Below are 13,269 nucleotides of genomic sequence, written 5' to 3' on the forward strand. Positions count from 1 at the left end.
TTGCAACATCGCTGATCAATCATAAACATGTAGTTAGTTTTTATCCTCAATTAAAGAATTGGCGAGCAACATAAATTCAAGCGTAATTCGATTATGCCCCTTCATGAAATTTTTCCCTAAAAGACTTTCAAGCTTTTTTAAACGATGGTAGAGCGTTTGGCGTACGATGAACAGTTGATTAGCGGTTTGTTGTTTAGAGCCGTTCGTTTGCAAGTATACTTGTAGCGTTTCTAATAGCTTACTATTATTTTTTTTGTCGTATTCAATAACGGGCTGTAAATAATCTTGAATCACTTCCTGCAAATTTACTTGCATCTGTAATTTATAGATGAGGTGATACAAATGTAAATCATCATAAAAGTAAGATGTAGTTTGTACTTTACTGCAAATATACAATGTTTCGAGTGCAGTTTGATAACTCTTCGGTATTTCCTCTACGTCTGCTACGACTTTGCCAATGGCTACTTGATACCCTTGAATCATTTGTTTTTTATAAAAATCAGTTTTCAGCAGGGAAGAAACTAATGTATTTAATAATTCGCGACTCGATTTACTATCTTTCTTATGAAGTAAAATAAAAATGACATAGCTTTTCCTTTCGTATAGAAATGGTATAAATCCATTTTGCTCAAAAAGATTTCGATAGTAGAGCTTGCTGTAGACAATATCCTCTTGTACTTTAGAGACTGCATTAGGCATTGCTAACATAAAAACGGCCCCGCTAGAAAGCTTATAGCTAGAATGATAGCTGACGATAAATTTATAAATTTCCTCTTTCGATAGTTTTTGATCGATCCAATCTCCTAAAAAAGAGGCATCCTCAATGTCCCTTTTCTCTTCAATATAAAATTCTCTCATTAACAGCTGTGCCAAGGCAGTAGCTGTACGGTCTAAAATAAGTAATTCAAACTCTGAGAATAGACCATCTTCTCTATAGAGCGTTAAATCTGCATAATGCTGATCAAAAATAAAGATAGGCTCATTTTTAAACACGGTTGCTGATTTTTCCAGCGTAACTAGTTGTTGGCGCTTAGTATGCGGCATATTTGGAAAAAAGATAGGCTCTCGACCTTTAATAGAAAAGATGATTTGTGTCTTCAATTCATAATACATATTTTGTAAAATTTCTTCTGCGTTTTGTCCTAATAGAGCATTTTTATTTAATGTTTGAGAGTAGGATTCTAAAGTAGAGATCATTAAATATTGTTGATTCATAATTTGACTATGTAAATCTTGTGTAATACGGACGAAAGGAACCGTGTCATGAAAAACGATAATAGGGAAGCTATGACGGTTAGCAAGAGCTACAATCACTTCCGGGATGGTCTGTATGGAAGTCCCGTATTCAATGCATAGTGCCGCGCAATTTTTTTCGATTAAAGATTCTACGAAAAAGATAAAGTTTTCGATGCTGTGCTGAAGGCTGATCCCCGTTGTTAAAACTAATTCATCACCAGCTAGAAAATTATCTACTTGTATAATTTCAATGACATGAGCCCACTTTACAATTCGTAATAAACCATCTTCACCAGCTACGACCTCTGCATTTTGGAAGTATGTGTTTTCTAATACATCCTTCACTTGAAGCTTAAATTGACTCATGTTACCCTCCCTCCTTTTAACATAGATATTTATCTAGTTTTCTCATTGATGTGTTATTTTTGCTGAAATTAACTTAAATATTGTATTTTTAGAATGTTTAGTCTATTTTACATTATGTTTAAAACAAATGCATAGAATTTTACAGTTTGTCTATACCTTCGTTTCTATGTAACATGTAAAATTTTTGTAAGCGGTAATCCAATCTAATAAAAGAGGTGAGCTGAATATGGAGCAACAAACGCAATTACAGAAAGGGTTAAAGAAAAGGCATATGACGATGATCGCGATTGCGGGGGTTATCGGAGCAGGTCTATTTATGGGAAGTGGCTCAGTAATTAACCTTGCCGGCCCTGGCGCAATTTTATCTTATATATTTGCGGGTATTATCGTTATTCTTGTCATGCGAATGCTTGGAGAAATGGCAGCTGTCAATCCAACAAGTGGGTCTTTTGCGCATTATGCACATGAAGCCATTGGTCCGTGGGCAGGTTTTATGATTGGTTGGTTATATTGGTTTTTCTGGGTTGTTGCTATTGCTTTAGAGGCAACTGCAGCAGCTGCAATCATTCAATATTGGTATGACGGGATTCCTTTATGGTTACTAAGTCTTTTATTAACTGTCGCACTTACTTTAACAAATGTCATTTCCGTAAAAGCTTTTGGTGAATTTGAATATTGGTTCTCTCTTATTAAGGTTGCGAGTATTATAGCTTTTCTTGGACTAGGTGCATTCATTATTTTTGGTATCGCACCTAATTTTAATGCAGTAGGTACTGCTAATTTGATCGGTGAGGGTGGCTTTTTACCGAATGGTTTTGGAGCAGTCTTGATGGGGGTAGTTATTGTTATTTTCTCCTTTATGGGCACAGAAATTGTGGCCATTGCGGCAGGGGAATCTGACGAACCGTTAGCAGCGGTGACAAAAGCTACGAATTCAATTACTTGGCGTATTTTGATTTTCTACGTGGGATCGATAACGGTAGTTGTCACATTATTACCTTGGCATTCCTCGGATATTTTAACAAGTCCCTATGTAGCAGTGTTGGATTACATCGGAATTCCCGCAGCTGCACAAATTATGAATTTTGTTGTATTAACAGCGGTTTTATCTTGCTTAAACTCTGCGCTTTACGCTACATCTCGAATGGTATTTTCTTTAGCGGAGAAGGGGGAGGCCCCAAAAGCATTTTTGAAATTAAATAAAAAGGGTGCACCTGTTAATGCCATATTAACAGCGACATTCTTCTCTTATATTGCCGTTATTATGAACTATGTTTCACCAGATAAAGTGTTTATGTTTTTACTTAGTTCATGTAGTGCAATTACATTGATTCTTTACTTAATCATTGCGTTTTCACAATTAAAAATGCGCCGGAAAATGGAGAAAGAAAATCCCGAGCTATTAAAAGTGAAAATGTGGTTATTCCCGTATTTAACGTATTTCACAATCTTGGTTATAACAGCATTACTAATCGCCATGTTCTTTATTGAATCGATGCGTTCACAAATTTTATTCACATGCATTGTAGTGGCAGTAGTGATGATTTTCTATTTAGTTACACAAAAGAAAAAGTCGCCTAACCCGGTAGATGAAGCTAGCTCTATTTTCCAAAAGGAAGAGTTGGATTTTGAATAACTATAAACGAGGAGTGGGGAAATTATGACAGTTCAGCAAAAAATGAAAACATTATCACATTTTATTAATGGTGTTGAAACAGCCGGTACTAGTGGTCGCTACGCAGACGTGTATAATCCAACAACAGGAGAGATCATTGCGCAAGTACCGTTAGCAACTAAAGATGAAGTGAAGCAGGCTATCCAGCTAGCGAAGGCAGCATTCCCTTCATGGAAAAAGACATCGATTGGCAAAAGGGTTGAGGTTTTACATCGTTTCCGTCAGTTGTTAGTAGAAAAACAGGATGAGCTCATTGAAGTCATTTGTGAGGAAAGTGGGAAAACGAAGGAAGATGCAAAGGGCGAAATTGTTCGTGGCATTGAATCCGTAGATATGGCAATCAGTGCCCCGCAAATGCTGAAGGGAGAATACTCGGTGAATGTAGGCGGCAATATTAATGCCTTCTCTACAAAAGCCCCACTTGGAGTTGTTGCTACAATTGCTCCATTTAATTTCCCTGTTATGGTGCCATTGGCAATTACAAGTATGGCGGTTGCAGTAGGAAATGCAGTGATTTTAAAGCCATCTGAGCGTGTGCCAATCTCGGCATTATATTTAAGTAAGTTATGGAAAGAGGCAGGACTGCCAGATGGAATTTGGACAGTCGTTAATGGTGATAAAGAAGCGGTTAATGAACTGCTTGAAAATAAAGAGATACAAGCAATTTCATTTGTTGGATCCACACCTGTTGCGGAATATATTTATCAAACAGGGACGAAGAACAATAAACGTGTCGCTGCATTTGGTGGCGGGAAGAACTTTATGATTGTAATGCCCGATGCAAACCTAGAGCAAACAGCTAATGCCTTTTTAGGTGCAGCATTTGGAGCGGCGTCTCAGCGTTGTATGGCTATTTCTGGAGCAATCGTCGTTGGGAAAGATACGGAACAACGCTTTACAGAAATATTGAAGGACAAAATCTTGAAATTAAAGGTTGGTCCATATACAGATAGCGAGGTAGATTTTGGCCCAGTTATTACGCAACAATCAAAAGAGTCGATTCTTCGATATATCGATGATGCTGTTGAAGAAGGGGCTAACCTTGTAACGGACGGCCGAAATCCGAAAATATGCGAAACGTCTAAAGGCTTTTACCTTGGACCGACATTGTTAAATAACATAACTCCACAAATGACTATTTTTAAAGAGGAAGTTTTTGGCCCTGCTCGCATTGTTGTAGGCGTCGAATCCTTACAAGAAGCTATTGATTTAATTAATGACCACGAACTTGGAAATGGTGTCACAATGTTTACGAGCAGCGGTTCGGCGGCGCGTAAATTCCAGGAAGAAATTGAAGTAGGCATGGTAGGTGTTAATGTTCCGATTCCGATTCCAGTTGGCTATCACAATTTTGGAGGATGGAAGCGCTCTAAGTTTGGTGAAGGGCATATGTTTGGACCGGACCAAGCACGATTCTTTACGAAAGCGAAAACGATTTCGGAACGCTGGCCTGATGAAACAGAGGATACGGCAAGTTCATTTGCGTTTCCAAGCAATAACGATGTGACTAAGTGAAAATAACTTAAAGGGGTGTATAGATATGGTTCAAGTAAATCTTAAAAGTGATATTTTAAAGAAAGATGAACAATATGTATGGCATTCAATGAAACCTTACAATCCACAAGCGACATATGTAGTTGAAAAATCAAATGGTGCGAGGATCGTTGATACAGATGGTGTTGAATACATCGATGCAATGGCAGGTTTATGGTGTGTAAATGTAGGCTATGGACGCAAGGAATTAGCAGATGTTGCCCATGAGCAAATGATGAAAAACGCTTATGCTCCTTTATCGCAGGGGCATTTACCAGCAGTTGAACTGGCAGAAAAAATCAATGAAATGCTTGGTGGAGATTATGTTATTTTCTTCTCTAATAGTGGGTCAGAGGCTAATGAAACTGCGTTTAAAATTGCACGTCAGTATCATCAACAAAAAGGAGAAAGCTCTCGCTATAAAATCGTTTCTCGCTACCGTGCCTATCATGGGAATTCTTTCGGAGCATTGGCTGCGACAGGGCAAGCGGAACGCAAATATAAATATGAACCATTATCTCCTGGCTTTATTCATGTAGCACCACCAGATCAATATCGAGAACACGAAAGTGATACACTTGCTCCAATAGATTTAACAAGCGTTAAGGCTGTCGATAAGACGATGACGTGGGAGCTAAGTGAAACAATAGCCGCGATGATTTTAGAGCCGATTATTACAGGTGGGGGCGTCATTATGCCTCCTGAGGACTACTTAAAGGGCATTGAAGAAGTATGTAAAAAACATGGAGCATTAATGATTGTAGACGAAGTAATTTGTGGCTTCGGTCGAACAGGAAAGCCGTTTGGATTCATGAACTACGGTGTAAAACCAGATATTATTACGATGGCCAAAGGGATTACGAGTGCCTATTTACCATTATCAGCTACAGCGGTAAAACGAGAAATTTATGAGGCATTCACTGGCTCTGATGCATACGGCTATTTCCGCCATGTTAATACATTTGGTGGGTCACCAGTCGCATGTGCGGTTGCATTAAAAAATATTGAGATTCTTCAGCAAGAAGCATTATTTGAAAGATCTACTGAGGTTGGAGCAACTTCCCTCCAAACACTTCAGCAAGCATTAGGTAATCACCCGAACGTTGGGGATGTTCGAGGCAAAGGCTTATTACTGGGCATCGAGTTAGTGTCAGATAAAACGTCGAAGGAGCCTTTACCAGTAGATAAAGTAAATGCTATTATTGCTGCATGTAAGGAGCAGGGTGTTATTATAGGTAAAAATGGTGCAACTGTTGCAGGCTTTAATAACGTATTAACATTATCTCCACCACTTAATATTGTACAAGAGGATCTTGATACAATCATAAAAGTTGTGATTGATAGTATTCATAAAGTGCAGGCATAATATAAAATCTAAAAGTAAAGCTGTCTCAAAAGTCGTAAAAACTTTTGAGACAGCTTTTTGAATGTCTTATAGCATAAGAAAGGCAAGGCGGAGTAGGAGTATGAACAAAGCTCCTCCTGCTAGGAATAGCAATAATAAAATTCTCTTTTTAATAGTGTTGTTCATACCCTTCACCTTACTCTTTTGTTTTATTAAACATGTAGCCGCTATATGAATTATAGATAATCATCACAATGCCCATTAACATGAAATTGGAGATGAGTGAACTACCACCATAGCTTAAAAATGGCAATGTCATACCTGTTACAGGTAAAAGTCCAATGGTCATACCGATATTTTGTGTAATTTGGAAAGCTAATAAACTGGCAATACCGGCTCCCATCAGCGTCATAAATGGGTCCTTTGCTTCTACTGTAATAAGAACTATACGGTAAATAACAAAGAATAAAAGAACAATGACAAATGCCCCTCCGATGAACCCGAGCTCTTCAGCAATGTTCGCAAAAATGAAATCTGTATGCTTTTCCACGACATAGACATCATTGTTCATGTAACCTTTTCCGGTAAACTGTCCTGAACCAATTGCCGAAAAACCCTGCCTTGTTTGAAAAGATGAGTCCGGATATTCATTAGGCTGCAACCATCCATAAATGCGAGATACTTGATGCCCTGATAATTTATTTAAAATTTTATCTGTAAAAAAATCATTGAATTTTACATAAAGAATAACCATAACGCTGAGAATTGATACTGGGATAGCTGTGAAAATGATTAGCAATTTTCTTTGTATACCTGAAAAGAAAAGCATCGGTACAATCATCGACATATAAAGCATGACCATGCCCGTATCAGGTTGCTTGTAAACAGCAAGCGTAGGTGGAAGAGTGATAACAGCGATGATTAAGAGTAGCCGCATATCCGTTAAAAAGGTAGGGCGCACATATTTTTCTCTATGCGCAACAATAACCTTACTGACCACGATTAAAAACGCCAACTTTAAAAACTCTGATGGCTGAATGGATCCTAACACAGGAATATGGTACCAACGTTTCGCTTCATTGACAGTGCGGGCTATACTTTCGGGGGCAATGAATAAGCCAAATGTTAACAAGACCATCGCCCAATAAAATGGCCAGCCTATTTTTTTTAGCTGCTCAATATCAAGTGTTGCTACTCCATACATAATGAAAAATCCGATTAGGTAATAAAAAAGCTGCTTTATAATGAACGAGCTTGTATACTGCTCAAACACCGTGCTACTGGAATGGACAAAGAGACAACTAATAATACCGAGCAATGACAAGCTAATGACTAAATTTTTATCTAACTTCTTGAACTGTAACATTCAAACACCCCCTTTTTTGATCAACTTCGCCTTGTTGTAATTGTTGCTGACGCTACGTTACCACTGCGCTTTCGCACAGAAAAAACAATTGTTGCTGACGCTACGTTACCACTGCGCTTTCGCACAGAAAACATTGTGGTTTAACATATCTGCATTCATCTCACTACCTTTCGAAAGGAGAGTTTTCTACTGAATGAAGATAAACCAACTATTAATAGGCGACGATTGGTAAGAATGGAAGGTTGCAGGGGAGTGAGGCTCTTCACCATAATGTGGAGGTAATTTCCGGATCGTATGGGCGTGTTCCTAAAGGTATTATGAGGACTAATATCACGTTACCATGAGGGGAATATGCACCTATTATAGTAGAAGTAATGGGATAAATTTCATAACTCTTCGCGAAATCTTTACAAAAACAAAACACTAGCTTTATATTGCCATACTATTATTATTGGTAAGAGTTGGAGAAGGAGCCGAAGATGATGCGTTTTTTTCGATACATAATGGTGAAGGACAAGCTACTTGTACTGATGATTGTTTGTGTACTATCGAATGTATTGCTAGGTATTTTTAGCGTTGATTATTTACGGAAAATGTCATGGCATGCAAGTGAAAGCTATACAGAAGGACTTGTGCCGATCGGATGGTTAAATGAACTAGAAGAATCACAACGACAATTAGATTATTTAGTGAGTTCAGCTAGGGATTATCGAGAAATGTCTGACATTTTAATAAATGCTGAGCAGCCTTTAAATCATTTAGAAAGTGTAGAAATCGATAAAAAGATGAACCATCAGATGAAGAAATTGAAGACCTTGCTAGCTCAGCAAGTAGACTTGATTAATCGCTATAAGCAATTGGGGCACAATGAACAACAATCACTTTATGCGCAGTCGTATTTGCCTGTAAGTCAGCAAAGTCATTCATTATTAGAAGAAATTCAAAACTATTTGGTTCAGAAGGCTACGGAACAGCAACAGACATATCAGAAAGATGTGCAATTTGGTTATTGGCTATTAGGCGGAGTATGTTTATTTGTTGTTTTGCTAGTCATCTGTATAGGATTTATAGCAACAAAAGCTGTGAATATACCAACGCGCCAATTGAAGTCATTATTAAAGCGTGCAGAGCAGGGTGACTTCACCGCGAATGCTAGTTATGTGGCACAGGATGAGCTTGGCGAAGTCGTATTGTCTTACAATCAAATGGTCACAGAGGTGAAAAGACTACTTCACACAGTATCAAATAGTGCGCATGAGGTTGAAGAAATGACAGGGAAACTGCAGAAATCCTCCGAGCAATCGTCTAACACGACACGTAAAATTGCAAAGGATGTGCAGTCCATTTCAAATTCAACTGCTGCTTCTACTGAGAAATTAGCTTCCAATACAGCATCGCTAGAGGAAGTGCTAAATGGTGTGCAAGTGATTTTAGAAAAAGTACAGGTTGTTGAAAACTTTGCTCATAAAACTGCACGTGATGCAGAAAGTGGTACGGAAATTGTACAGGCAAATTTAACACAAATACAAGCTATTAAACGTGCAGTTGAAAAATCGAATACTGCCATTTTCAATCTTGTAGAAAGAGCAGCTACAATCGATCAAATGGTTGAGGTAATTGAAAAAATTACAGCGCAAACAAATCTCCTAGCCTTAAATGCATCTATTGAAGCTGCTAGAGCAGGGGAGCACGGTAAAGGATTTGCGGTTGTGGCCAATGAAGTACGAAAGCTTGCGGAGCAGACAGTCCACTCAACAAAAACGATTACGTCCATCGTACAAAACATTCATTTAGATTCTAGCTATGCTGTGCAAATGATGGATGGAGTGTTAGTCGCAACTGAAAAGGGCGTACAGGTCACCGGGGATACAGCAACAAGCTTTGATCAAATTTTAGAAAAAGTACATACAATGAAGCCGTATATAGTGGAAGTATCTGCAACCCTTCAAGAAATTGCTAACCATACGAAAAAAGTTAGTGATGATGCGGCAATGTTAACATCATTTTCGGATACAAATGCAGCATCAACTAAACATGTAGCTACTTTAACTACTGATCAGTTAACCGCGCAGCAGCAATTCCATGATTATATTAAAGAACTACATAAAGTATCGAAAGTTTTACAAATAGCCGTAAAGCGCTTCTTAATTTAATAAGAACAAAAGGACCTTTCTTTGAATACAAGGGGGGTCTTTTTTTGGGGCAAGTAGGGGCAAGGATCATTTCAATGTACAATGCTATTATAAAAAAATGAACATATGTACTTTCTGGGTGTACATATGTATTTTGTATGTTTGTCTAGCACAATGTTTTGTAGGACTCATATACTGATAGTAAAGGATTTTTACTGTCTATCTTTCAAAATTCTAAATATTATGGTTGTATTTTTAATATGAACAAATTATAATGATAATCATCAGAAGCGTTGTTAAATCAATGTTTGTTTATATATTAATGTACTCTTGAGAAGTACAATTGTTCACAGGTGGAGGTTTGGAGAAATGAAAAAGATAATGGTTACAGGTGCGCTAGGTCAAATAGGTTCTGAGCTTGTAGAAAAACTTCGTGGTATTTATGGAGAGGACAATATATTAGCGACAGATATCCGGAAGCTTGAGCATTCTAAAGGTCCGTTTGAAGTATTGGACGTGACAGATGGACAAAGAATGCATGATTTAGCGAAAGATTTTGGTGCAGATACAATGATGCATTTAGCAGCGTTATTATCAGCAACAGCGGAAAAAAATCCATTGCTTGCGTGGAATTTAAATATGGGTGGTTTAATGAATGCGTTAGAAGTATCACGTGAGTTAAACTTGCAATTTTTCACGCCGAGCTCAATAGGCGCGTTCGGTCCGTCGACACCGAAGGATAATACGCCACAGGATACATTACAGCGTCCAACAACAATGTATGGGGTAAATAAAGTTGCTGGTGAGCTATTATGTGATTATTATTTCGATCGATTTGGTGTAGATACTCGTGGTGTCCGCTTCCCAGGGTTAATTTCATACGTAACTCCTCCAGGAGGAGGAACGACAGACTATGCAGTAGAAATCTTCTATGAGGCGATCAAGCAAGGAAAGTACACGTCTTATATTCAAGAAGGTACGTACATGGACATGATGTACATGCCAGATGCATTGCAAGCTATTGTAGATTTGATGGAAGCTGATAGTAGCAAACTAATCCATCGCAATGCCTTTAATATCACTGCAATGAGCTTCGAGCCATCTGAAATTGCGGCAGAAATTAAAAAGCATTTGCCACATTTCCGTATGGATTATCATGTAGATCCAGTACGTCAAGCGATAGCAGATAGCTGGCCAAATTCTATAAATGTAGAAGCGGCACAAAAAGAATGGGGCTTTAAAGCACAGTATGACTTAGCAAAAATGACAGTTGATATGCTAGAAAAATTAAAAATCAAACTGCAAACAAAAGCTTGTTCATAAATAAATAATCCTAAAAATCGGACGAAGAATTTAATTTCTTCGTCTTTTTTATTTTGACGGGTAATTATTAAAGTTTGGGATGACATTTGGTAAACGTATCTATATAAAAGCTGATTGGAGTGGAGACTGGGCGACTCCTCGGGGATCAGCAATAGGGGAACGAAGGCTAAAAACCATCACATCCTGTGATAACGCCTTCATGACCAACATCGTGCTGCTGCCGCTACGTTGCACTCACGCTTTCGCGCAATAGACATCTGTTGGCCCGAGACCATGCAGCAAAGCGGATGTTTTCTGTGCGAAAGCGAAGCGGCAGCGGCAAATGTTTTATCTGTACGAAAGCGAAGCGACAGTAACAACAAATGTTTTCTGTAGCGAAAGCAAAGCGGCAGCTACAATGCGCCCAGTCGGAACGGAAATCAACCCCACGTTATGTGGATAAGTTATTTTAGAAAAAGTTAACAATAAAAAGAAAATTATTGGAATATATAGCGTAATTTATAATTTTCCAATATAATCATATTCAGAATATTAATAGTATTCAATTAAATTAACTGTTAATTTTTCACTAAGGTAAAAAAGGGAGTTCACAAGAAGAGGGGATGGATGGTTTTTATGATGCAGACGCCGTTAGTATTAACAAACTTTATTAAACGAGCAGAAAGCTATTTTGCTAGAAAGACTATTGTTTCTCGGACGAGTCCACAGAAGATTCACCGTTTAACATATGGAGAATGGGCGAAAAGAACGCGTCGCTTAGCGGATGCGCTCACAAAGCTGGGGATGACAAGAGGAATGAAGGTTGGCTCCTTTGCTTGGAATCAGCATCGCCACTTAGAGGCTTATTTTGCGGTGCCATGTTCCGGCGCTATTTTGCACATGGTGAATATTCGTTTATCAGAAGAGCATTTAATTTATATTATTAATCATGCAGAAGATAAAATTTTAATGATTGATGTGGACTTGCTACCAATCATCGAAAACATTGCGCCTGAGCTTAAGACAGTGAAGCATTATATTATTATGACGGACGAGGATACTTTGCCAGAAACGACATTACCGAATGCCTTATCCTATGAGGATCTATTAGCAGCAGCAGATGAAAACTATCAATTCCCAGAGGATATAGGGGAAGAGGAGCCTGCTGGAATGTGCTATACAAGTGCTACAACAGGAAATCCAAAAGGGGTTGTATATTCACATCGAGGTCTAGTGCTACATAGTATGATGCTGAGTATGTCTGATTCAATGGGCATTTCTGAGCGTGATGTCGTGATGCCAATTGTACCGATGTTTCATGCAAATGCATGGGGCCTACCATTTGCTAGTGTCAATGTAGGTGCTACACAAGTATTGCCTGGTCCACAATTCACATCAGCAATCATATTGGATTTAGTAGAGCAGGAGAAGGTTACATTAACAGCTGGGGTACCGACAATTTGGATTGGTGCGTTGCAGGAACAGGAGAAGCGAGAGCGAGATATAAGTTCGTTACGTGCTATTTGTTGTGGCGGGTCAGCTTCACCTACTCGACTTATTCGTACATTTGAAGAGCAATATGGCATTCCGTATATTGTCGTGTATGGAATGACTGAAACTACTCCAATTGTAGCGTTATCAAATTATATGTCTTGGATGAATGAATGGCCTATTGAAAAGCGTATTGAATCGCGAGCAATGCAAGGAATGACGATGGCTGGTATTGAATCGAGTATTATCAATGACAATGGGGAAGTGCCGTGGGATGGAGAGACGATGGGTGAGTTACGTTTACGAGGTCCGTGGATTTCTCACGAGTATTATCGGGATGAGCGTACCAATGATGCCTATCGAGACGGTTGGTTATATACAGGGGACATTGCGGTACGAACAGAGGATGGCTTTATCAAAATAACAGATCGTACGAAGGATTTAATTAAGTCGGGTGGGGAGTGGATATCCTCGGTTGATTTAGAAAATGCATTAATGACTCATGACGCTGTGCTGGAAGCAGCAGTTATCGCAATTCCGCATGTCAAATGGCAAGAACGCCCGTTAGCTTGTGTAGTATTGAAGGAAGGAATGTCAGCAAGTGAAGAGGAGCTTCTTGCATTTTTAGAAAGCCAGTTTGCAAAATGGTGGGTACCAGACGATGTGGTATTTTTAGATGAAATACCAAAAACATCAGTTGGAAAGTTTTTGAAAGCTAGGCTTCGAGATAATGTAGCAGAAATTTATCCGAAATTAGGTTCACTCGTATAGATTAAAGAGCGATTTCCACAAAGGGAAGTCGCTCTTTATCTTTATCTTTATC

General features: G+C 38.6%; 8 protein-coding genes. 6 read left to right on the forward strand and 2 right to left on the reverse strand.

The annotated features are described in order from the left end of the window. Positions 1-33 precede the first annotated feature (33 nt). Complete coding sequence (locus ACFTQ7_RS16440; RefSeq protein WP_386829977.1) at positions 34-1,602, reverse strand: PucR family transcriptional regulator; 1,569 nt, start codon at positions 1,600-1,602, stop codon at positions 34-36. Between the two features lie 226 nt (positions 1,603-1,828). Here ACFTQ7_RS16440 and ACFTQ7_RS16445 point away from each other — a divergent pair, with 226 nt between their 5' ends. From ACFTQ7_RS16445 to ACFTQ7_RS16455, 3 genes are read left to right on the forward strand one after another with little or no spacing between them, the layout of a single operon-like run. Beyond that, positions 1,829-3,238, forward strand: coding sequence for an amino acid permease (locus ACFTQ7_RS16445; RefSeq protein ID WP_386829978.1), 1,410 nt, complete (start codon positions 1,829-1,831; stop codon positions 3,236-3,238). Between the two features lie 24 nt (positions 3,239-3,262). Further along, a complete protein-coding gene (locus ACFTQ7_RS16450) occupies positions 3,263-4,792 on the forward strand; it encodes a CoA-acylating methylmalonate-semialdehyde dehydrogenase (RefSeq protein WP_386829979.1) in 1,530 nt (509 codons plus the stop codon). A gap of 25 nt (positions 4,793-4,817) precedes the next feature. Then, positions 4,818-6,176, forward strand: a complete 1,359-nt coding sequence (locus ACFTQ7_RS16455; RefSeq protein ID WP_386829980.1) for an aspartate aminotransferase family protein — start codon at positions 4,818-4,820, stop codon at positions 6,174-6,176. Between the two features lie 175 nt (positions 6,177-6,351). Here the strand turns inward: ACFTQ7_RS16455 and ACFTQ7_RS16460 are convergent, their stop codons facing one another. Then, a complete protein-coding gene (locus ACFTQ7_RS16460; RefSeq protein WP_386829981.1) occupies positions 6,352-7,521 on the reverse strand; it encodes an FtsW/RodA/SpoVE family cell cycle protein in 1,170 nt (389 codons plus the stop codon). 479 nt (positions 7,522-8,000) lie between these two features. On the opposite strand from ACFTQ7_RS16460, the gene ACFTQ7_RS16465 reads away from it, so the two are divergent. From ACFTQ7_RS16465 to ACFTQ7_RS16475, 3 genes are all read left to right on the forward strand, one after another. Then, entirely contained in the window at positions 8,001-9,674 is a 1,674-nt protein-coding gene (locus ACFTQ7_RS16465; RefSeq protein ID WP_386829982.1) for a methyl-accepting chemotaxis protein, read from the forward strand. Positions 9,675-10,022: 348 nt separating this feature from the next. After that, positions 10,023-10,976 carry an L-threonine 3-dehydrogenase gene (locus tag ACFTQ7_RS16470; protein WP_079559321.1) on the forward strand — a complete coding sequence of 318 codons (954 nt, stop codon included), beginning with the start codon at positions 10,023-10,025 and terminating at the stop codon, positions 10,974-10,976. A 615-nt stretch (positions 10,977-11,591) separates the two neighbouring features. Further along, entirely contained in the window at positions 11,592-13,217 is a 1,626-nt protein-coding gene (locus ACFTQ7_RS16475; protein ID WP_386830025.1) for a long-chain fatty acid--CoA ligase, read from the forward strand. Positions 13,218-13,269 lie beyond the last annotated feature (52 nt).

It is taken from the genome of Lysinibacillus sp. NPDC056959, assembly GCF_042674095.1.
GTDB classification, from domain to species: domain Bacteria; phylum Bacillota; class Bacilli; order Bacillales_A; family Planococcaceae; genus Lysinibacillus; species Lysinibacillus zambalensis.